General features: G+C 43.8%; 20 protein-coding genes and 1 pseudogene. 11 read left to right on the forward strand and 10 right to left on the reverse strand.

All coding sequences use genetic code 11. The features are described from left to right. Positions 1 to 12: 12 nt before the first annotated feature. Entirely contained in the window at positions 13 to 1,110 is a 1,098-nt protein-coding gene (locus A3IK_RS0108140; RefSeq protein ID WP_020559488.1) for an RNA-guided endonuclease InsQ/TnpB family protein, read from the reverse strand. A 166-nt stretch (positions 1,111 to 1,276) separates the two neighbouring features. On the opposite strand from A3IK_RS0108140, the gene A3IK_RS0108145 reads away from it, so the two are divergent. After that, complete coding sequence (locus A3IK_RS0108145) at positions 1,277 to 1,738, forward strand: DUF1499 domain-containing protein (RefSeq protein ID WP_026220875.1); 462 nt, start codon at positions 1,277 to 1,279, stop codon at positions 1,736 to 1,738. Positions 1,739 to 1,808: 70 nt separating this feature from the next. On the opposite strand, the gene A3IK_RS0108150 is transcribed toward A3IK_RS0108145, so the two are convergent. Then, on the reverse strand, positions 1,809 to 2,249 hold the full coding sequence (locus tag A3IK_RS0108150; RefSeq protein WP_020559490.1) for a DUF3291 domain-containing protein: 441 nt from the start codon (positions 2,247 to 2,249) through the stop codon (positions 1,809 to 1,811). A gap of 158 nt (positions 2,250 to 2,407) precedes the next feature. On the opposite strand from A3IK_RS0108150, the gene A3IK_RS0108155 reads away from it, so the two are divergent. Beyond that, positions 2,408 to 3,094, forward strand: a complete 687-nt coding sequence (locus tag A3IK_RS0108155; RefSeq protein WP_020559491.1) for a hypothetical protein — start codon at positions 2,408 to 2,410, stop codon at positions 3,092 to 3,094. 16 nt (positions 3,095 to 3,110) lie between these two features. Further along, entirely contained in the window at positions 3,111 to 3,788 is a 678-nt protein-coding gene (locus A3IK_RS0108160; protein WP_020559492.1) for a carboxypeptidase regulatory-like domain-containing protein, read from the forward strand. 94 nt (positions 3,789 to 3,882) lie between these two features. Here the strand turns inward: A3IK_RS0108160 and urtE are convergent, their stop codons facing one another. From urtE to urtA, 5 genes are all read right to left on the reverse strand, one after another. Further along, positions 3,883 to 4,578 carry an urea ABC transporter ATP-binding subunit UrtE gene (gene urtE / locus A3IK_RS0108165; protein WP_020559493.1) on the reverse strand — a complete coding sequence of 232 codons (696 nt, stop codon included), beginning with the start codon at positions 4,576 to 4,578 and terminating at the stop codon, positions 3,883 to 3,885. A 1-nt stretch (position 4,579) separates the two neighbouring features. Continuing rightward, positions 4,580 to 5,371, reverse strand: a complete 792-nt coding sequence (urtD, locus tag A3IK_RS0108170) for an urea ABC transporter ATP-binding protein UrtD (protein ID WP_020559494.1) — start codon at positions 5,369 to 5,371, stop codon at positions 4,580 to 4,582. Continuing rightward, positions 5,368 to 6,474, reverse strand: coding sequence for an urea ABC transporter permease subunit UrtC (gene urtC / locus A3IK_RS0108175; RefSeq protein ID WP_020559495.1), 1,107 nt, complete (start codon positions 6,472 to 6,474; stop codon positions 5,368 to 5,370). The genes urtD and urtC overlap by 4 nt, the downstream gene beginning before the upstream one ends. 3 nt (positions 6,475 to 6,477) lie before the next feature. Then, positions 6,478 to 8,061, reverse strand: a complete 1,584-nt coding sequence (gene urtB, locus A3IK_RS0108180) for an urea ABC transporter permease subunit UrtB (protein WP_020559496.1) — start codon at positions 8,059 to 8,061, stop codon at positions 6,478 to 6,480. 64 nt (positions 8,062 to 8,125) lie between these two features. After that, positions 8,126 to 9,433, reverse strand: coding sequence for an urea ABC transporter substrate-binding protein (gene urtA / locus A3IK_RS0108185; protein ID WP_020559497.1), 1,308 nt, complete (start codon positions 9,431 to 9,433; stop codon positions 8,126 to 8,128). 512 nt (positions 9,434 to 9,945) lie between these two features. Between urtA and phbB the strand changes: the two genes are divergently transcribed. From phbB to A3IK_RS0108205, 3 genes and pseudogenes are all read left to right on the forward strand, one after another. Continuing rightward, entirely contained in the window at positions 9,946 to 10,683 is a 738-nt protein-coding gene (gene phbB, locus A3IK_RS0108195; protein WP_020559499.1) for an acetoacetyl-CoA reductase, read from the forward strand. Positions 10,684 to 11,779: 1,096 nt separating this feature from the next. Next, positions 11,780 to 11,857 (forward strand): annotated as a pseudogene (locus A3IK_RS21875) (transposase); the annotation flags it as partial. Positions 11,858 to 11,988: 131 nt separating this feature from the next. Next, positions 11,989 to 13,101 (forward strand): hypothetical protein, encoded by a 1,113-nt coding sequence (locus tag A3IK_RS0108205; protein ID WP_020559501.1) that lies wholly within the window; start codon positions 11,989 to 11,991, stop codon positions 13,099 to 13,101. 199 nt (positions 13,102 to 13,300) lie between these two features. Here the strand turns inward: A3IK_RS0108205 and A3IK_RS0108210 are convergent, their stop codons facing one another. Both A3IK_RS0108210 and A3IK_RS18890 read right to left on the reverse strand, forming a co-directional pair. Beyond that, positions 13,301 to 13,936, reverse strand: coding sequence for an NADPH-dependent F420 reductase (locus A3IK_RS0108210; RefSeq protein WP_020559502.1), 636 nt, complete (start codon positions 13,934 to 13,936; stop codon positions 13,301 to 13,303). 11 nt (positions 13,937 to 13,947) lie between these two features. Continuing rightward, positions 13,948 to 14,760 (reverse strand): type 1 glutamine amidotransferase domain-containing protein, encoded by an 813-nt coding sequence (locus A3IK_RS18890; RefSeq protein ID WP_020559503.1) that lies wholly within the window; start codon positions 14,758 to 14,760, stop codon positions 13,948 to 13,950. A gap of 102 nt (positions 14,761 to 14,862) precedes the next feature. On the opposite strand from A3IK_RS18890, the gene A3IK_RS0108220 reads away from it, so the two are divergent. The 5 genes from A3IK_RS0108220 (at position 14,863) to A3IK_RS0108245 (ending at position 20,018) form a co-directional block, all read left to right on the forward strand. Continuing rightward, positions 14,863 to 15,744 carry a LysR family transcriptional regulator gene (locus A3IK_RS0108220; protein ID WP_020559504.1) on the forward strand — a complete coding sequence of 294 codons (882 nt, stop codon included), beginning with the start codon at positions 14,863 to 14,865 and terminating at the stop codon, positions 15,742 to 15,744. Between the two features lie 111 nt (positions 15,745 to 15,855). Next, positions 15,856 to 16,710 (forward strand): ankyrin repeat domain-containing protein, encoded by an 855-nt coding sequence (locus tag A3IK_RS0108225; protein WP_020559505.1) that lies wholly within the window; start codon positions 15,856 to 15,858, stop codon positions 16,708 to 16,710. A gap of 58 nt (positions 16,711 to 16,768) precedes the next feature. Further along, positions 16,769 to 17,365, forward strand: a complete 597-nt coding sequence (locus A3IK_RS0108230) for a hypothetical protein (RefSeq protein WP_020559506.1) — start codon at positions 16,769 to 16,771, stop codon at positions 17,363 to 17,365. Between the two features lie 24 nt (positions 17,366 to 17,389). Then, positions 17,390 to 18,814 carry a glycoside hydrolase family 1 protein gene (locus A3IK_RS0108235; RefSeq protein ID WP_110690370.1) on the forward strand — a complete coding sequence of 475 codons (1,425 nt, stop codon included), beginning with the start codon at positions 17,390 to 17,392 and terminating at the stop codon, positions 18,812 to 18,814. A gap of 382 nt (positions 18,815 to 19,196) precedes the next feature. Continuing rightward, positions 19,197 to 20,018, forward strand: coding sequence for a hypothetical protein (locus A3IK_RS0108245; protein ID WP_020559509.1), 822 nt, complete (start codon positions 19,197 to 19,199; stop codon positions 20,016 to 20,018). A 49-nt stretch (positions 20,019 to 20,067) separates the two neighbouring features. On the opposite strand, the gene A3IK_RS0108250 is transcribed toward A3IK_RS0108245, so the two are convergent. Beyond that, entirely contained in the window at positions 20,068 to 21,033 is a 966-nt protein-coding gene (locus tag A3IK_RS0108250) for an Rpn family recombination-promoting nuclease/putative transposase (RefSeq protein ID WP_020559510.1), read from the reverse strand. Between the last annotated feature and the right edge of the window lie 132 nt (positions 21,034 to 21,165).

The following is a 21,165-nucleotide window of genomic DNA, read 5'->3' on the forward strand; positions in this document are numbered from 1 at the left end:
ATCCTCCCCGACCTAAAGGACAGGGATTCCTGCTGCCAGACGCTCATATCCGAGCGCGAGAATGTTCTTGGCTGCATTAATATCTCTATCATGCAGTACCCCACACTCAGGGCAAGACCATTCTCTTATTCCAAGACCTGCTCTACCTTTCGGACTATTAGGGCTGATACAGCCGCAACACGAGCAGGTTTGGGTAGTGTACTTTTCATTGACTTCTAGAAACACACCCGACCGCGCACTCGCTTTATATTTCAGTTGTGTTTTGAGCATAAACCAACCCGCATCTAAGACAGACTTTGCCATCTTAGTTTTAGCTAGACCAGAACTGCTCACATTGCCAATGATGATTAAGCCGTTTGCTTTCACGACTTTATTGGAAAACTGGTGTATAGCCTCTAAGCGCCTATTTTTAATCTGGGCGTGAAGCGCTTTGACTCGTTTCTTTTGCTTAGCGCGTTGAGCTTTGCCTAGCTTGGGTTCTAGTTCACGATAAAAATCACCGCGTTTTAATTTATCCCCATTGCTACAGGTCGCGGTGTCTTTTAGGCCTAGGTCAATACCTACCTCGCCCGTAGCAGTAGATGCTATGTTCGGTACTTCCACGACAATATTGAAATACCAACGGCCTCGTGCCTCTTGGGAAAAAGAACCAGAGCGAAACTCATATTGAGAAAGCCCATAGCTATCCCATACCTTGAAGAAATGACCCGCATAGCGTACTTGTCCATACTTCCAAACCGCAGCACCTTTCTTAAACGGTATCCAACCTAAGGAACGTTTAGAACCACTCGATACTCTCCAACGCAGTTTGCTTTTCTTGAATTGCTTACGCGCTTTTTCGTGAACCACAATGGTTTCTTGAATCGTACTAGAGTGAATAATAAAGCCACGTTCTGCCTTAATACCTTTGAGTTGGCTTTGCAGGTCATACGCACTGAGATAAAGCGAGTGAAAACCAAACTCCGGAATGAAAAAATGTGAATAATAGGCGGTTTCTTCATTGGCAGCATTCCACACCTGGTTCACCTCAAAGGCCATGCGATCAAGAATAGGTTTATGTTTATCCTTGATGCGAACTTTGAGGGTTTTGAGGTGGGTGGCTGATTTCATGATGTTGATTATACTACAAAAGGTGCTAACTGCTATTACTGTAGTACTACCTTTCATCGGCTGTCGCCGATAGCCTTATATCCCTTTGCTTCACAAGGGGCTTTACGGCTGTTCCGGTAACAGTAAATCCCCTATACTCCGCCTAGACATTCACTATAGGGGTTTTATGATGTGGAAATGGCTTGTTTTAATCATTGTATTGGCTAGTTTAGGTTTTATCGCCATGTTGTTTTATAAGGCGCATTTATCTAAAACGGGTCAAGCAGCCGGTTTAGTTGCAAATCAATTAACGCGTTGCCCGAATAAACCGAATTGTGTATGCAGTGAATTTAGCGAAGATAGCGAGCATTTTATGGAGCCTATTATGTTGCAAGGTGCTCCTGATCAAATCATGGTTAAACTCAAATCAGCACTGGAGGCTATGGGCGGGGTAGTGACGACCCAAGCGCCGCGCTATTTAGCGGCAACGTTTACTTCTAAATTTATGGGATTTGTGGACGATGTGGAATTGCGTTTGGATGAAGCAACCGGTTTAGTGCAAATACGCTCCGCCTCCCGTCAAGGTTATAGCGATCTAGGGGTAAATCGCAAACGTATGGAGCAGTTTAAACAGCTATTGCAAAAATAAAGCCAGCTATATCAGCCTTATAAATGGTTTAAATCATCATTTATAAGGCGCGAGTTTTAAAACCTATTCATTAATTTAAATCAAAAGGCTTAGCAAAAGTGAAGGCATATTCCGTAGCACCCTGTTTCTCTAAATGCGCTAAACGCTCAGCCGACTCCGTTAAACTTGGCTGATGACCGGCTGGAATCCACCACAGGACAGAATAGGCACTTGCCATTTTAGCAAACCATTCACGCCGCCTCCACATTATCTCTGCATGTGCTGATTTAAAAGCAAATTGTTTTAATGCTTCCAAATCACGCCACACCGATATATTCACAATGACATCATCAGAAAATGGGTGGGGGAGTTTGGGGTCACGACAATCCTCAATTAGCCGCCAAACAAATCCCTCTGAGCTTTCGGCTAAGGTATTAATCCGATCTAAATTAGCCACAAAGTCAGCTAATTGTGGTGAGTCCAAGGGCGCTAAGAGCGTGGCAATATTGAGCTGAGCAAGTTGATAAGGCATAGCTGATCCTAACAAGGCTTGAATTGAGGGCGTAGATTTATAGAGTCTTTCGCAGAATTAAGCAAATAAAAATTAGGTGAACTAAGTCACTTAAAATCTTTAAAGTTTAGTTTATAGTGAATTTCTCATTTAAAGCGTCAATGTTAAAGGGTTTGATTATGTGGAAGTCTAAATTAGTCGTCTTAGCTTTAATGCTGTCAAGTACTTATCTAAATACCAGCCAAGCGCGTCCAGCGGCACCTTTGCCAAATGTCCATATAGCCGGGCAAGTCTTTTTTGCCGGAAAACCTGCTGCCGGTGTTACTGTACAGGCACGTTATAATTGCTTTACTTATAAAATTGATGGGGCTGATGCAAATTTAGCGGCTAAAGCAACCTCCGATGCTAATGGCTATTATCGTTTACGAGTAGCTAGAGCACCTGCTGGCAGCACATATGTTGCGGCAGTAGCGGGAAAAGTGGGGACTAAAGCCTATGCCAATTATTGCAATCCAAATGCATTAAGTGGAGAAGATCTCACCAGTAAAACCAAACGTTTTAATATTAATTTACAGCCTGCCACTCCTCCTTCTGCCGCTGAAACACAATGCCTAAAAGCCAAAGGTGAATGGGGCTGGCTGAATAGCAGAGTGATGGGTTGTAATGTTCAATATAGTGATGCTAGTAAAGAATGTACGGATAATAAAGATTGTAAAGGTAATATGTGTTTAGCTGGACGCAGAACAATAGCAGGTCTAGATCGCAATTCTAAAATAACTGGATATTGTGCGGGTGACACTTATAGTAAATACAATGCCAGTGCCGAAATTAGAACTGGTAAAGTTGTGTTTAGAAAGTTATATTAAGTGGAGTAAATTGATAATGAAAAAATTTAAATTAGCTTTATACGCTATGTTATTAGCTATTATCGGTTTTAGTAGTGCTCAAGCGCGTCCACTATTTACCGTTACCAGTGTACACATTATGGGGCAAGTAAGATTTGCCGGAAAACCTGCCGCTGGAGTAGCTGTGCAGGCGAGATTCGGTAGTTGTTTTGCTAATAAAGGCAAAGCTATTAGTGCTAGAGCTATTTCGGATGCTAAAGGGGATTATCGTTTATATCTTCCACGTGTGACTGAGGGCACTATTTATCTAGCAGCAGTGACAGGTAAAATAGGATCGAAAGCCTATGCCAATTATTGTAATCCAATTGCTTTAAGCACTAATGATCTGAGAAATAAAAATCAACGTTTTAATATTAGTTTACAACTCGCAAAACCACCCTCAGCAGATGAAGTACAGTGTATAAAAGCTAAAGGTGAGTGGGGCTGGCTTAGTACTAAAGTGATAGGGTGTAATTTCCAGTATAGTGATGCTAATAAGAGGTGTACGGATGCTAAGCAATGTAAAGGTAATATGTGTTTAGTGGGACGTAGGGATTTCATAAGACCCAATCCTAATATCAAACCTATTGGGTATTGTGTGAGTGCTACTTATACGAAGCACAAGGCTTTCGCCGAACTAAAAAATGGTAAAATTACTGGGATAGAGAGGTATTAACGGGGTCATAACAGGCTATCGGTAGGCTGTCTAACTACTGGATAGCCTGTTATTGGATGTAATTTATCTTTTACATAAGAAAAAAATAAAAATACTAAACCGTCAAATACTTCTGAATCAATTCCTCATTTAAGCTACTCATCTCACCCTGAGCAACTTGCCGCCCGCGATCTAAAATACAAAAGTTATCCCCCACTTTACGGGCAAATGGTAATTTCTGTTCTACTAATAATACGGTTAAACCAATCTCTTGATTCAGGCGGCGAATAATATCACCGATTTCTTGCACAATATTCGGCTGAATTCCTTCGGTTGGCTCATCCAAAATTAATAATTTAGGGTCTAGCACTAATGCCCGCCCAATCGCTAATTGCTGTTGCTGCCCACCGGATAAATCACCCCCGCGTCGTCCGAGCATTTGCTTTAATACCGGGAATAGCTCAAAAATAAATGGGGGAATAGTGCGTATCTTATCGCGTCGAGCCGGTAAACCAATCAGTAGGTTTTCTTCAACCGTCAATAAGGGGAAAATTTGTCGTCCTTGTGGCACGTAGCCAATGCCTAAATTCGCGCGTTTTTCCGCATCCACACCGACTAGATTCTGATCTTGATACTGAATTATTCCATCGCGCACTTTGAGCAAGCCCATAATGCACTGCAAGAGCGTCGTTTTACCCACGCCATTACGCCCCATTAAGACGGTGCATTTTCCGCTCGGAACGTCCATATCTAAATCCCATAGCGTATGACTTTCGCCATAGAATTGATTGAGTTTTTGTACACTGAGCATCTTATTCCCCCAAATACACTTCAATGACGCGCGGGTCATTTTGCACTTCGTCCATGCTACCCTCAGCGAGTACGCTACCTTGATGTAACACCGTGACCTTATCCGCAATCGAGCGCACAAACTCCATATCATGCTCCACCACCACGACCGAACGCTCACCGGCAAGAGAGACGAGCAATTCAGCAGTGCGATCCATTTCCTGATGCGTCATACCCGCAACTGGCTCATCGACCAGCATCAGATGGGGTTCTTGGACTAATAACATGCCAATCTCTAGCCACTGCTTTTGCCCATGCGACAGCGCCCCCGCTGGACGATAATAGTGCTCGGTCAAGCCAATGGTGCGCAGGGTGTCATCAATCAAAAATTGCTGTGTTCCGGTGAGCTTGGCTTTGAGGCTATACCACACACTTTTATTGCCGTGCATGGCTAGCTCTAGATTTTCTGCCACTGTATGTGATTCAAATACCGTAGGCTTTTGGAATTTACGCCCGATCCCAGCATTCGCAATTTCAGGCTCGGTCATTTTTAATAAATCAATCGTCTGACCAAACCACGCTTGACCACTATCGGGCTTGGTTTTGCCGGTAATGATGTCCATCATGGTGGTTTTACCCGCACCATTAGGGCCAATGATGCAGCGTAATTCACCTTTATCAATATAAAGGGAGAGATTATTAATCGCCTTAAAGCCATCAAAGCTCACATTGAGATCTTCTAGATACAATATAGCTTTGTGACTCGTATCGAGTTTTTGCTCGGTAATAAACCGAGCGCCTTCACCATCACTCATGCGGTCACCTGCTTACTAGAACGACGAGCTTTAAACTGATTGACAATACCGGCCAAACCTTGGGGTAGGTAGAGCGTTACCAGCACGAATAGGGCGCCTAACATAAAGAGCCAGGATTCGGGCATGAGTCCAGTAAACACGGTTTTGGAGTAATTCACCAAAATGGCTCCGAGTACCGCCCCATATAACGTGGCACGTCCACCGATGGCTACCCAGATCACGATTTCAATCGAGTTCAAGGGCGAAAACTCCCCCGGATTAATAATCCCTACTTGTGGTACATAGAGCGCCCCCGCAATGCCAGCTAGCATCGCTGAAACGGTGAATACCCAGACCTTATAGTTTTCGACTTTATAGCCCACAAAGCGGGTGCGACTCTCCGCATCCCGAATCGCGACAACCACGCGCCCTAATTTAGAATTAATAATGTAACGACAGAGTAAATACCCTGCGATAACCGCTATACCGGAGGCAATAAATAAGGCAATGCGTGTACCATCAGCTTGCAGGCTAAAGCCTAAGATATCTTTAAAATCGGTGAGGCCATTATTGCCGCCAAAGCCCATTTCATTACGGAAAAAAGCCAAGAGCAGGGCATAGGTCAGGGCTTGGGTCATAATCGAGAGATATACCCCCGTCACCCGTGAACGAAACGCCAGCCAACCAAATAAGAAAGCTAAGACGCCGGGGACGAGTATCACCATAATCATGGCAAACCAAAACATATCAAAGCCATACCAAAACCACGGTAACTCTTTCCAGTTCAGAAACACCATAAAGTCAGGGAGATCAGGATTACCATACACCCCTCGATCACCGATTTGGCGCATGAGATACATACCCATGGCATAGCCACCGAGGGCAAAAAAGGCACCATGCCCCAGGCTTAAAATCCCTAAATAGCCCCACACTAAATCCACCGCAATCGCCAGTAGCGCATAGGTCAGGTATTTACCCATCAGGGTCACTAAATAGGTAGGCACATGCAGGGGATTACCCGCCGGAACCAATAGATTCAAAAGGGGTACGGCAATCAGAGTGGCTAGTAACACACTCAACATGATTTGCCCGCCGCGATCATTGCGTAAGATAGTGAGTAGCATCAATTAATCTCCCGCTGCTCGGCCTTTTTGTGGGAATAATCCACGCGGGCGCTTTTGAATAAATAGAATAATAAAAATCAACACTAAAATTTTAGCCAGCACCGCACCGGCCCAAGGTTCGAGTAATTTATTCACCACACCAAGTGATAGTCCGGCGACTAAAGTACCCCATAGATTACCCACCCCGCCAAACACTACGACCATGAAGGAATCAATAATATAGCTTTGCCCCAGATTCGGGCCGACATTGGTGAGCTGACTTAAGGCAACACCCGCGACACCTGCAATACCAGAACCCAGTCCAAAGGTCAGGGCATCGACACGCGCCGAGCGTACTCCCATCGCACGAGCCATCGCACGATTTTGTGAAACAGCACGCACTTGTAAACCAAGGTTAGTTTTACGTAATACCATAAATAACAGGGTAAACACTATCAGGCAGAAGATCACAATATAGAGACGGTTATAGGTGAGCGAGAGCACGCTATTAATCTCTAACGAACCCGACATCCATGATGGATTAGCCACCGGCACATTTTGCGGAGAAACCACAGTACGCACTAATTGTTGCAGGATTAAACTAATCCCAAAAGTGGCGAGTAATGTCTCTAAGGGGCGACCGTATAAGTGACGAATCACCGTGCGCTCAATTAAAATCCCCATTAAACCCGACACAATAAAAGCGGCAGGGATAGCGAGAATTAATGAGTAATCGATGAAGTTAGGCAGTAATTGCTGAATGAAATAGGTGGTATAAGCCCCCAACATCATGAGCTCACCGTGCGCCATATTAATGACACCCATAACCCCAAAGGTAATAGCTAAACCAATCGCTGCTAGCACTAACACTGAGCCTAGGCTTAGACCGAAAAATAAGGTTTCAGCATAGCTATACAGTTTAATTTGATCATTAATTTGCTTTAACGAGCGTTGAGCCGCTTGCGCAATATCGGGATCACTATCCGTGGTTAAGGGCTGTAAACGTTTGCGCACTTCGGGGGCGAGATTACCGGCGAGTAATTGAATCGCTTGTAAGCGGGTTGATTTTTCGGTGGCATTGAGATCCGCTAAATCTAAACCTAATTGTAGCGCGGCTTTGACTTTGCTATCGGTTTCGGTGCCGAGTAATTGACGCCAGTATTGCGCTATTTCTGGGGTAATGGTGCTGAGTAAATTAGTCGCAGCTTGTAACCTTACCTTAGGATCAGGATCGGTCATATTCAATTGCTCTAAGGCTTTGCGCAATTGGCTGCGTAGATTATTGGTGGTAGTAATCTTTTTAAACTCGGTATCGGGTAGCTGAAGCGCTTCGGTCGTTTTAGCATCGAGCGCTTGATTATTAGTAATGAGTGCAAGCGTGCCATCAGGATGTAAATAGAGTTCGCCGGCTAAGAGTGCTTGTAAGTAGGCTGCTTTACGGGGATCTGAGCTAGTAGCAATGGTATTAATGGCTTGCTGCTTACTCGCTACGGTGTTTTCTTGTAATAGGGGGAGGATAGTAGGGAGAACATCATTTTCCTGTGTAGCTTGAGCATTCGTGATACTGAGCAAGCTAAATAGGAAAAGGGTGAGAAGGTGTTTCATCATCGCGCAGACTCGGTACGGTAAAAAGGGGACATTCCCTAGGGTAGAATGGAATGTCCCATGAAAATTAGAAGTTTTGTCCCGAACACTTTTTGGTTTCAGTATTGTAATTACCGCAAGGGGTGCCGCCAGTTTCTTTACCTGTCCAATCAGCGACGATATTTTTAGAGTCAGGTAGGAAATCAGACCACGCATCACCGGCGACTTCTGGAGTCTTAGAGACGACTTCAAATTGACCGTCTTCTTGAATTTCGCCAATGAATACCGGTTTAGTAATATGATGATTCGGCAACATTTTAGCCGTACCGCCGGTGAGATTAGGTACTTCTAAGCCCACCATCGCTTCAGCGACTTTATCAGTATCGGTAGTGCCGGCTTTTTCTACCGCTTTAATCCACAGATTGAAACCAATTAGATGAGCTTCCATCGGGTCATTGGTTACACGCTTAGGATTTTTGGTGAACTCTTGCCATTTTTTAATAAACTCTTTGTTTTCAGGAGTATCAACACTCATGAAATAGTTCCATGCAGCGAGATGACCGACTAAAGGTTTAGTATCAATACCCGATAGCTCTTCTTCACCAACGGAAAAGGCTACGACAGGAATGTCTTCAGCAGAAATACCTTGATTACCCAGCTCTTTATAAAACGGTACATTCGCATCGCCATTAATGGTGGAGACAACGGCGGTCTTTTTGCCATCAGAGCCGAATTTTTTAATGTCCGCTACAATCGATTGCCAATCCGAATGACCAAACGGGGTATAGTTGATCATAATGTCTTTTTCATCGACCCCTTTGGATTTGAGGTAGGCTTCTAAGATTTTATTGGTAGTACGTGGATAGACATAGTCTGTTCCGGCTAATACCCAACGTTTAACTTCTAACTCATTCATTAAATAGTCAACGGCAGGGATAGCTTGTTGATTAGGTGATGCACCGGTGTAGAACACGTTTTTAGACGACTCTTCGCCTTCATATTGTACGGGGTAAAAGAGCAGGCTATTTTTCTCTTCAAAGACGGGTAGCACCGATTTACGGGATACGGAAGTCCAGCAACCAAATGTCGCCGCTACCTTATCTTTTTCAATTAAATCACGTGCTTTTTCGGCGAATAAAGGCCAGTTAGAGGCGGGATCAACCACGACGGCTTCTAATTTTTTCCCTAATACACCACCTTTCTTATTTTGCTCATCAATCAGCATCAGCATGGTGTCTTTTAGAGTCGTTTCACTAATCGCCATAGTGCCCGATAATGAATGTAAGACCCCAACTTTAATGGTGTCATCAGCGGCTTGGGCTAGAGTGGTAAAGCCAATGGCGGCGGCTGTACCTAAGGCTAACAGCGTCTGTTTTAGCTTTGTCGTCAAAAGCATATCTAAAAGCTCCATTAGTAAGGTTGGGATAATTGAATAGGAGGGTTCCCCATATTTGAACCTATTAAGGGTCATTGCAAAGGCTATGCCAACTAATATCTTGTTTGTAGATGGCTGATTTATTGGAAATTAATATAAGATGGTGCAGATATTCTTGCTGCAACGCAACAATGCACCAAAATATAGCACCTGTTTTGGTGCTTGATAGGGTTAATCTTGGTGCATTCAGTTGCGCCTCACTCTAGATCTTCTCTCGGCAAGGGAGGGAGCTGATTTTGCTCTACTCCTGATCATGGAAGTTGGAAAAGGGGTGTTTTCGAATTTCCGAGTAAAAAAGGCTGTTTTTTGTAAAACCACTTGGCTATTATTCAAAATAGGTATATTTTCTCTAACCACTAAAAACAAGAGCGACGGAGTCGCTTAGCCTGTATCATAGGGCTGAAACCGCATCACACTTTAGCGTTTTTAAGTTGATTGTTTTCTAAGGTGTACAAAAGGAAAGGAGGAGTAAGATGAGTCAAAAAGTTGCATTTGTTACGGGTGGTATGGGTGGTATTGGTACTGCTATTTGCCAACGTATGCATAAGGATGGCTACAAAGTCATCGCCGGGTGTGGTCCTACACGTGATTATCAAAAATGGTTGGCTGAGCAAGCTGAGCAAGGCTATACGTTTTATGCCGCAGTCGGCGATGTGAGCGATTGGGAATCAACGGTCGCGACCTTTGAAAAAGCCAAAGCCGAGCATGGTGTTATTGATATTCTGATCAATAATGCCGGTATTACTAAAGATCGTATGTTCCTGAAAATGACGCGTGCTGAGTGGGACGCTGTTATTGAAACTAACCTGACCAGTCTATTCAATGTGACTAAACAAGTCGTAGCGGATATGGTGGAAAAAGGTTGGGGTCGGATTATCAATATCTCCAGCGTGAATGGTGCCAAAGGCCAAGCCGGACAAACCAACTACTCTGCCGCTAAAGCAGGTATGCACGGTTTTACCATGGCATTAGCCCAAGAGCTGGCGAATAAAGGTGTTACCGTCAATACAGTAAGCCCCGGTTATATTGGTACCGACATGGTGCGTGCGATTAAACCCGAAGTATTGGAAAAAATCGTCGCGACTATTCCGGTTAAACGTTTAGGAACCGCTGAAGAGATTGCCTCCATGTGTTCATGGGTAGCCTCGGATGATTCTGGTTTTGCGACCGGCGCTGATTTCTCAGTAAATGGTGGCCTACACATGGGCTAAGTCTTAGCCCGATCTCTTAAGAGTACTTAACTTGCTTGGGTACTCTTATTTCAACTCAAACTATCCCCTTTTTAATCAAAACGGCTGCCATAGATAAAATAACAAATTGTGGTAGTGTAGCTGTTATGAGTATTCATAGATTTTTTCAAAAAAGCGTGGCTTTCTTGCCGGATGATCTCGTTGTAGTCATTCAACCTCTCTGTCGGGGGGAGAATACTCGCTTTTAAGACTATCCACGGGGTAGATCATGGCGGCGCATCAATGCTGAAAAGAATATAAGCAATTGATTTATAAAATCTTTATTGCTTGCTACAGGCTGCACGCATGAAATTTGCACATGACATAAATTAAGCGTAGTATTTACATTATGTTAATTGGACTTCCGTATTACATGCTGTTGGTGGTGGATAAATACACTACTAGCAGACATGATATGTTTTGTAATGTCCGCTAAAGAGGATGCTATTATGAATGGCGTCAAAACACTTCTAACAGTGTCATTATTTGCACTGATCACAACAGTTTATGCTGCCGAGCCACTGCGCCCTCCACCTCGTGTAGCACCAGCACCAGAAGAGCCTGCACGAGCAAAAGTTAGAGAGTCGGTTGCCATTAAAGGCGTTATTACTTCAATTAGAAGAGGTCAAATGACTATCAGAGACGATAGGGGGCAGACTTATGTGCTTCCAGTCACTAAAGGCGTAGGAGGACGTGAACCAAAAGTAGGACAACGGATTTCTATTAAGGTAACATGTACTTGGCCTCCGCTCGAATGCACAATAAGGTTTTCTTCAAAGCTTTAGTATCGAAATATAATACCACCACCCTATGATGTTGGTAGTATAAGTTTAATAAGTAGCCGTGCTTAATTGTGCCTGATAAATCTGGTCTTGAATAAAAAAACCGCTGTCTCTGCAGCGGTTTTTCTGTCATCTGATCTGGCTCAACAATACCGGACACCTCGAAAAGTGAGTACTCTGTACTAAGCTGAAAGAGGTGAGACATGAAACCAAATCAACCGAACAAGAAAGCGTATATCCGTTGTTCGGAGTCCTACAAAGTCGGGGCGCTAAAACTAGCCTAACATGCCGGTTATGCCGAAGTAGCGCGTCAACTTGGCCTGCACGAATCCCAGCTTTACGCTTGGAGAGTTAGCATCAGTCTGAGTCTTTAGCTGCCTGCACAGAATCCCCCTTCAGCGAATTCGTGTATGAAGGGGGAGTTTTGTGAGCGGATAGGTTTGGGCATAATGGGTAGTTTTCTGATAATCTAACCGTTATTTTTTGTATTGCCCAGACCACTTTTATGACCCAAACAACCCCGATTTTAATCAAAACTACGGCTACAGATAAGCCAAGCCCTGCTCAGAAAAAGTTTAATACCACCATGAAGCGCATTGATAAACAAAAGCAGCTATTAGCGCAATGGCAGGAATCATTACCTCGTTATCGTCAAGAGTTGATTGAGACTATGCAACCGCTCAAAGCCGCTTTTACAGCCCAGCAAGAGCAGCTAATGCTACGTCTCGATGAAGCCTATAAAACCCAAAAACTCACTAAAATCCAGCAAGATAAAATCAGTTACATTATTACCAGCATTAGTGAGCAATTGATTGAAATCTATGAGCGGGATGATTTAAAGCCCTATTATAATTTTTACGCTAATGCGGACTATGATCAGGAAGAAGAGGAGGCTAAAGCCGCTTACTATGCTCAGGTTAAAGAAAGCATTAAGGAGGATTTAGGGCTTGAAATTGATCCTGAAAATATGAATCCTGAAACCTTTGCCGAGATTCGCGAGCGCATTAATGCGAAGCAAGAAGAGGCATTTGCCGCAGAAGAGGCTAAGCGTTCTAAACGCAAAAAAACCGCTAAGCAATTGGCTAAGGAAGAGCGTGAGCAACAAGAAGCACAGGCACTCAGTCAATCTATTCAATCTATTTATCGCCAGCTCGTGGGGGCGTTGCATCCTGACCGTGAGCCGGATGAGACGGAGCGGTTACGTAAAACCGAACTCATGCAGCAAGTAACCGTGGCTTATGACAATAAGGATTTATTGAAATTATTAGAGTTACAGCTTGCGATTGAGCAGATTGATCAGGCGCATATTAATAATCTCAATGAAGAACGCCTTAAATATTTTAATAAGATTTTGCAAGATCAACTGTATGAGTTAGAGCAGGAAGTATTTGTTTATCAGCAAGAGGCTTATGAACTGACACAAGGGATGGGGATACTGTTTGGCACTCAACCGAGTGATATGCCCCGTTTGATAAATAGGCAGGTAGAGAGCTTTAAAAAGCAATTGGCTAATCTAAAGCTCAATGTCGAGGCTGTGCAGGAATTGCGCTCCTTAAAAGCTTGGCTCAATGAGTATAAGATTCCGCGTCCGATGCAGTATATTGAAATTGATTTCTAACTATTTGAGCCAAAGCAATCGAGTCTTTCTTCCGCAGTCGCTGTGAATACCTCCCTGTACACTACAAGGCGGCATCCCTGCCGCCAAGACTGCTCCAGAAAGACTCGATTACTTTGGTATATCTACTTACCTATATTGATAGCTAGGGCTGGCATCATGTGACTCTTAATGCTATGAGTAGGCGCTTGCTTAGGTAGGGTTAGCGTTCTAAGGCAGCCCAGACCAAATGCGGGGAGCGACCTTGCAGCCTTACCATTTTAATCCACAGTAGGGTCATATGTTCTAAGTGCAGAGCTTGATTTAACTCACCCGTATCGAGCGCTTGCCAACCTAGTTGCTCGATCAATTGCCCAACAGTTTCTTTCGCCGCTTTATTATTGCCACAGTACAGCATCGCAGGTTTTGATGAGCTATTCAGAAAATGATTATCCTGAAAGTTTTCAAAACCATAAATAGTAAAGGCTTTCACCAACGCGGTATTAGGAATGAAGGCTTGTAGGTATTCCGAACCGGATTGGGTGTTATTCAAACCATGCGTTAGACCAGCGCCTACAGGATTCGTACAGTCAACCACGATCTTACCCTTAAGCGCTGCTTGTACCTGCTGTAAGGCCTCACTCGCTACCTGAAAAGGAGTCGCAAGAAAGATAACCGAGGCTTCACTCACGGCTTGCAGCGGTTCAGCCACCTGTAAAGCGGGATTGATAGCCTGCGCTTTTTGTACCGAGTCCGATTCAGGGTTCTTAGCTGCTAACGTGACTTGATGCCCTAAACGTTGTAAGTGATCGGCTAAGGGAGCGCCCACATTACCATAACCTATAAATGCAATTTTCATGAGAGAATTTCCTACTTAGACTTAGCTAATTGTTGCATTACTAAACGCGCCACACTGCGCCCACTATGTTGCTGTTGTCCGGTAATTAAATGACCATCCTTAACTGCAAAGTCAGCCCACATGCCACCTTGTACATAGTTAGCACCCCGCGCCTTCATGGCAGGTTCGACATACCAATCAAATAGTTTACTACCGACGGCTTTCTCGGCAAATTGATCTTCAGCTAGAGAAAAGCCGGTTACCTTTTTACCCTTTAGGAGATATTTACCATTAGAGAGTTTAATGTCAACGAGTGAAGCAACCCCATGACATAGGGCAGCAGTCGGTTTGCCGGCTTCATAAAAAGTGCGAATTAAATTTTGCAGCGTTTTATTCTCGCGGAAGGTATACATCGGTGCTTGTCCACCAGCAACGATAAGCGCGTCATATTGATCGGCTTTGACACGATCAAGTGCTGGAGTGTTTTTCAATAGTGCTGCGTGTTTCGCTGAACTCAAAAAACCTAGGCTTACAATATCAGCGGCAGAGTAACCACTTTCATGGCGTGGATCAGAATAGGCATCGAGTACAATCTCGCCGCCCTTAGTACTCACAATATCCACCTGATAGCCTGCATGGGTGAGTTCATCATAGGGGTGGGTAATTTCGGCGGCCCACGCACCTACCGGCCAGCCATTAGACGCTTTAGCAGGGCTAGAGGCGACTAATAACACTTTACCCTTAGGGGCCGCTGCACCCTCAGCACCATAACTGTTACTACTGAATAAGGTTTGACTCGCTAGTGTTAATGCGGCAAGCGTAGTTAAAAAGGTACGACGTTGCATAGTAAGTATCCTGTGTGATTTATCAATGAGCACAGTATTGCAGTTGTCGTTTAATCGATAAATAATCGGTTTTAAGATTAATTGTTTACTAAAGTGGTAACAATGGAACTAAACGAACTCGCCTTATTAGTCAAAGTGGTACAGCTTGGTAGCTTTACCCAAGCAGCGGAGGCCTTAGGTTTGCAAAAAGCGTATGTATCGCGGGTGATTACACAATTAGAAACCAAACTCTCGGTGCGCTTATTAGAACGTACTACTCGCTCTTTATCACTCACAGAAATTGGGCGCGAGGTCTATGAGCGAGCGATTGGTATTTTAGGTGCGGTGGAGGAAACAAAACACCTGACCCAGCAGCTGACGAGTGAGCCACGAGGCGTGTTGCGTCTAACCTGTGGTATCGAGTTTGGTTTATTAGCCGTCAGTGCTTGGATGCAGGGCTATTTAAAGCGTTATCCCGCCGTGAGTATTGAAGCAGATTGGACCGGAAGGGTGGTGGATCTCGTACACGAAGGCTTTGATATTGCGATTCGAATTGGACCTTTGCCCGACTCTAGTTTAGTGGCGCGACGCTTAGGCGAGATTCACTATGGTTTATTTGCAAGCGATGATTACTTAGCCCAACAGCCTGTGCCGATCACGCTAGACATGCTAGGACAGTATCCACGCTTAGTGTTTAGTGGGGAGCGTATTCATGAGCACTGGGAGCTACTGAAAGGCAGTGAAAAAGTAGTCGTAGATAATCCGGCACGCTTAGCTGTGAATAATTATCTCGCCCTACGGGAGGCTACCTTAAATGGTTTAGGGATTGCCTTATTACCGTTATTGGTGGCTAAACCTTATCTAGAGCAGGGGCAGCTCCGAGCGTTATTGCCCGAATGGAGTATTGCACCTATGCCGGTCTATGCCCTCTATGCGAGTAATCGCTATCTCACCCCTAAGGTACGTGCCTTTATTGATTATGCGCTAGAACATTTTCCCGGCTAAAACTCATTAGAGGGGAGAAAGTAGCAGTATGGTTAGGCTTTTAGTCGGTCAATAGAAAAATCAAGATTGACTATACTCATAATAAGAGATGAGTATTCAAGGAGGTGTGAGATGTTTAAAGCGGTGCTGCGTGTTCTGGGTATAGGTTTATGGTGCTTCAGTGCCAATGCTCATGCCTATTTATATAGTGAGAATCCTGATCCTTGTGAGGATTATGCGCTTAAAAGTGTCAATCAATATGCTATAGCTAAACTATTGCGTTGCCCTGTGTCGGGGTTGCGCTGGAATGCGAATGAAAAGGGGCAAGTGCGCTGGTGCAATACTGCTCGCACGGAGGTGATACTAGGTGAAACCCGTGCACGAGCTGAGACCTTATTGCGCTGCATGGGTAATCCCGCTCCCTTAAATCCAGATGATCTGACTAAGGTATCGAATACCTTGGGGGAGGAGATGAATAGTGCGGTCATGAAAGATAATATTAAGCGCGTGATGCAATTAGCTGCTGCGGGTTGGTCGATGCAGTTTCAAGGCAATGCAGGTAATGATGGTCTTATATCATTTATTGCTATTGCCAATAATGCCGAGAAAAGTGCGCGGTTTTTCCTTGAGAAATTAAAAATGGATCCTAATAGCACGAGTAATGGCGGGCCATCTAATTTGTATTATGTTATTAATCGCCCTAGGGTAAATTATCAGTTCTTAGAATATTTACTGAAGCATAAGGCTGATCCTAATAGTACAGGAGAGAGTAGCAGTAATTTACCGCTGAATATGGCCGTAGATAAGCGTGATTTACGTGCTGCCCAGTTATTATTGAAATATGGTGCGGATGCCAAGGGTTCTATAAGAGGTTGTTTAGATACCCCACCCTTAGCGCGAGCCATAAAGAAAAATGATGCCGCTATGATTCAATTACTTAAAAAACATGGTGCAAAAGAGACGGATGAGTGTATGCTGCTAAGATAGGTAATTGGCATTCAAGCGAAATACTACAAAGCGATTAATGCTAGGGAGAATAGTTATTATGCAAAAAGTGGTTTCTTTACACCATAATACGGCTTTCAAAAAAATATTTTCTGACCCCATAATTTTCACTGCATTTATAAAAGCGGTATTAGGTATTGATCTTAACATTGATCAAGTAGAGCGAGATAAGCCCTTATCCCTATCGATTGAGCCTAATGAAACTTATTTTGATCTTTTTGCCGAGAATCAAACACCACCTATTCAAGTGTATCTACGTCATGTGCCGGATTTTGAGCGTTATCAGCCTTTTGTACTTGATCATTGTGCTGTGCAGTTAGAGCAGTGTGAAAAAAAACGTGGCACTTATCCTAGGTTACAAGTATTGACTATTGTTGTGATTACTGGTGAAACCCCTCAGCAAGTCGACGAATTAATTACTGATTTTGACCCTAAAGATTGGGATGGTAAACCACTGGGTGAAATTCCCCATAAAATCGTCTTTCTCTGTCCGCGCTATGTGAATGAGGATACGCCTGCTGCCTATCGTGAATGGCTACGTTTAATAGAAGATAGCTTTGATGGAAAAGTGGATGCAACACAGTATCTCGATTCGGATTTGCAGCCAGTATTAGCAAAAATTCGTATGGATATATAACCGTTAGCCGCTAGCTAGGAGCCTATGATGTCTACCTCATCCCCTGTTACACCTGCCTCTAAACCCTTTCTCTGGGGCGCTGCCTCCGCCGCCTATCAAGTCGAAGGCGGTATTTACACCGATCAGCGCGGGCGCTCTGTTTGGGACTATTACCTTGATGATCTAAGCCTCGCGGGGCCTGGGATTTCGGGGGCGATTGCGATTAATTTCTATGAGCGCGAGCAGTATTTGCAGGACATTGCGCTATTGCAACAGTGGGGTATTAATAGCTACCGCTTTTCGATGGCGTGGTCGCGTATTTTGCCCGATGGTTTAGGTGTGGTGAATCCTGCTGCGATTAAGCACTATCGTCAATTTATTCTTGATCTAAAGGCTGCTGGCATTGAGCCAATGCTGACCCTCTATCACTGGGACATGCCGCTGGCCTTGGCACGCGCGGGGGGATGGTCGAATCGTGAATCGATTGATTGGTTTACGCGCTATGCCGAGGTGGTATTTGCTAATTTTGCCGATCTAGTCGAGCTATTTGTCTTAGTCAATGAGCCACTGGTAGAGCATGCTTTCACCATGGTTGCCAACGAGCGCATAGCAGGGCAAGCCAGTCAATTAGCCATCCTACCGGCTGAGCATCAGCTGGTGAGTGCTTTAAATGCGTTTAACCACATCTTATTAGCCTCGGCTGCGGCTAAACGTAGCTTTCAAGCCAAAGGCTATCAAGGGCGTTTAGGGGTAGCTTTACCCTTAATGCCCACCTTGACATTAGAGGGGGCTAGTGAGCAGGACAAGGTCGCGGCACGTTTAGCCGATGGGGTACTCAATCGCTGGTTTTTAGATGCGCTTTATAAAGGGAGCTATCCCGCCGATGTGCTCGCTGTGGTGGCACAGAGTGGTTTAGAACTCAGCATTCAGCCCGATGATGCCGCCACCATACAAGCCGCACAATGGGATTATTTAGGTGTGAATTATTATGCACCAATGTTTATCCGCCACCGCGCTACCGCTCAGGGTGCTTATACGCCTGAAGTCTTTTTACCGGAAGGGACTTATGCGGCGTTTAATGGCCCCGTGCGTCCCGATCAATTTCTGGCTTTATTAACGCGTTTGCAAACAGAGTATGGTAATCCGGTGGTGATGATTACTGAAAATGGAGCCGGATTTCCTAATGAGGATCAATTAGTCAATGGGGCGGTACACGATACCCAGCGCAGCCGTTATTTAGTCGGCCATATTCAAGCCATGCAACAAGCTCGCGCACAGGGGGCGAATGTGCAGGGTTATCATGTGTGGTCGAGCCACGATAATCTGGAATGGTTGAGTGGGTATGACAGTCGTTTTGGGATGATTTATGTAGACTTTGATACCCAGCAGCGCATACCTAAACAGAGTGCTAGTATCTATGCGCGTTTAATTAAAGGTGAAACCGTGACCGAAGCGGATTGTAATCTGTAGCTTGAGACAGGCATTTTGTTAATCTTCACTAATAGCAGCACTTTCAATAAAGGAGAGTGCTGTTAGTCTAAATTCTCACGCCCTTATATCTATTTCAAGAAATAACACTTGCTCATGAGCTATGCTTTGCTAGATCAGATCATCATCTTTCATGTAATAGTAATGTTGATATGGACTTGTTACAGATGAAGATTCGACAAGCAGGCAAAAAGCCCAATTACCGTGCAATTATGATTGAACTAACGAAGGAAAAAGACCCTGCAAAAAGGGCAAAGCTGGAGAAGTATATTCCGTCTAGATAACAGTAGTTAAATGTTAAGTCTAAGTAGAGGGTGCTAAATAGTGCCTTCTTTTTAAGAATAAATGGATATAAGAGGTTTTTATGTTATTTTTAGTAGATTTTTTAAAAAAATATATGCACCTGTTTTTTTTGAATATACTGTTAATATCTTTCTGTGGTATTGTTCAGGCACAGCAGACCAAGGTTTTAAGCTCCTATGGGTATTTATTTAGCAGTCACGTATCCACCGAACCAAACTCAATTAGTGGGGAGGTAATTCTATATAGGGATCTAGTTAATTTCACAGATGAAATTAAAATGATAAAATTGCCTACTATAGTGAAGAAGGATTTATTTTATCCTACTACTTATAACCCTTTTAAAGTAGCCTACTCTTATCTTTATACATCAAATAACCTAGGGAAATTAAAAAGTTGCCCATTTGTAGGTATTCCATTTGAACTAGATAACAATCCAAAAACGCAAGAATGGTTTATAGCCACTTCATTATATGGCTGCTTAAATGGACAAGCGTCTGGAAACGGGGTAGATGCACATCTATGGATTCTGCAAAAAGACAGCCAAAACAAGAGCCGAGTATTAATGGAGAGTGATGGTACACTCAGTATTACTAAAACACCTCAAGATAAAGGTGGGTATCGTCAGATACGGACAGAGCATTATGTCACACGTTTTGCCCCTCAAGATAAATTAGGCTGTGGTCGAGTTTTACTTAAATGGGGCTACAACGGTAAACAATACAAAATCCTAGAGCAGGGAGCGACTGTTTCAGTAGATTGTGATGGGGATAGATATGATGAAAATCTATCTAAAGCTGAAAATGCTCAGCGTAAACGCCAAACAGCCACTCAGGTAAAAGCAGTCGTTGATAGATGGTTACCTACTCTCAAAGCCTTTCGCTAATTCTCAACTATTATCCTCAACCAAAGCACTTTTTAAGTAGAGTGCTTTGCTAAGCCGATTTAAGCTTTTGCACCTCTGCTAACGTTAGCCCCGCAATACGCGCAATCTCAGTTTCGGGTAAAATACCTAGCTGCAATAAATTCAGCGCTATCGCTTGGGCTGTTTTTAATGCCCCGATTTGTTCGCCTTTCTCTAAGCCGATTTTCTCTCCCTCCTTAACTCCTAGCTGTTTACCCTTCTCTAAGCCAATTTTTTCGCCCTTTTCCAAACCGATTTTCTCTCCTTCTACTAACCCTATTTTTTTTCCATCTAAGCGCGAGGTTTCGTGGGTACTCATAAAATCTCGATAGTCTTTTAAACTACTTTCATAGCCTAGGCGTTCACTCGCCGGTAATTGTGCGATTTTAGCAATACCAAATAAACGCTGAAACACTTCATCGGTGAGTTGGCTGGGGATTTGCTCTAATTCGTGTAAATGCTTAAACACATAAAACCATTTGTCTTGTAGCGTTTTTAGCTCATGGGCTTGTAATTGAAAGCGCGGGAGGACTAAATAGATAAAATTGAGTTTCTCGTAGAATAAAATATTATCCTGATCTTTAAGCTGAGCATGGTAATAGACTTTCGTTTGATCATCATCAATCAAAAAGTCCAAGATACCAATAGTGTAGACTGCCGCGAGTTTGTAATTCCAATCCCCACGGACAGCTTGTTCTTGAATCGGGAAAGTGGCGTAATAGATACTCCGATCTTTGAAAAAGATTTGTTTGATGCGTTGCAATTCGACAATAAAGCGCTCACCGGAGGGGCTAATGCAGTTCAGATCAAATATCGCTTTGCGGTCAATGGCACTGCGGCCTTGATATTCGTTTTTGGTGTAACTCAGGTCTTGCACTTGGTGATGTGCAGGTAAGAACGTGTTCAAAAAGCTGATTAATAAATCTTTGTGCGGTTCCTCGCCAAACAGCTTTTTGAAGCCAAAGTCCGTCAAGGGATTAAGGTAGACATCGCTCATACACATGCTCTAGAGGTGGGTTGCTATCCCTTTATTATAGTGAATATCCGTATAGAGCGCGAGCAAGCCTCTGGATACTTTTATCAGGAACAACGAAAGTTCTGATAAAGCTTTTCGTTAACCCCTATCCCT

It is taken from the genome of Thiofilum flexile DSM 14609 (assembly GCF_000380185.1).
In the GTDB taxonomy this organism is placed as follows: domain Bacteria; phylum Pseudomonadota; class Gammaproteobacteria; order Thiotrichales; family Thiotrichaceae; genus Thiofilum; species Thiofilum flexile.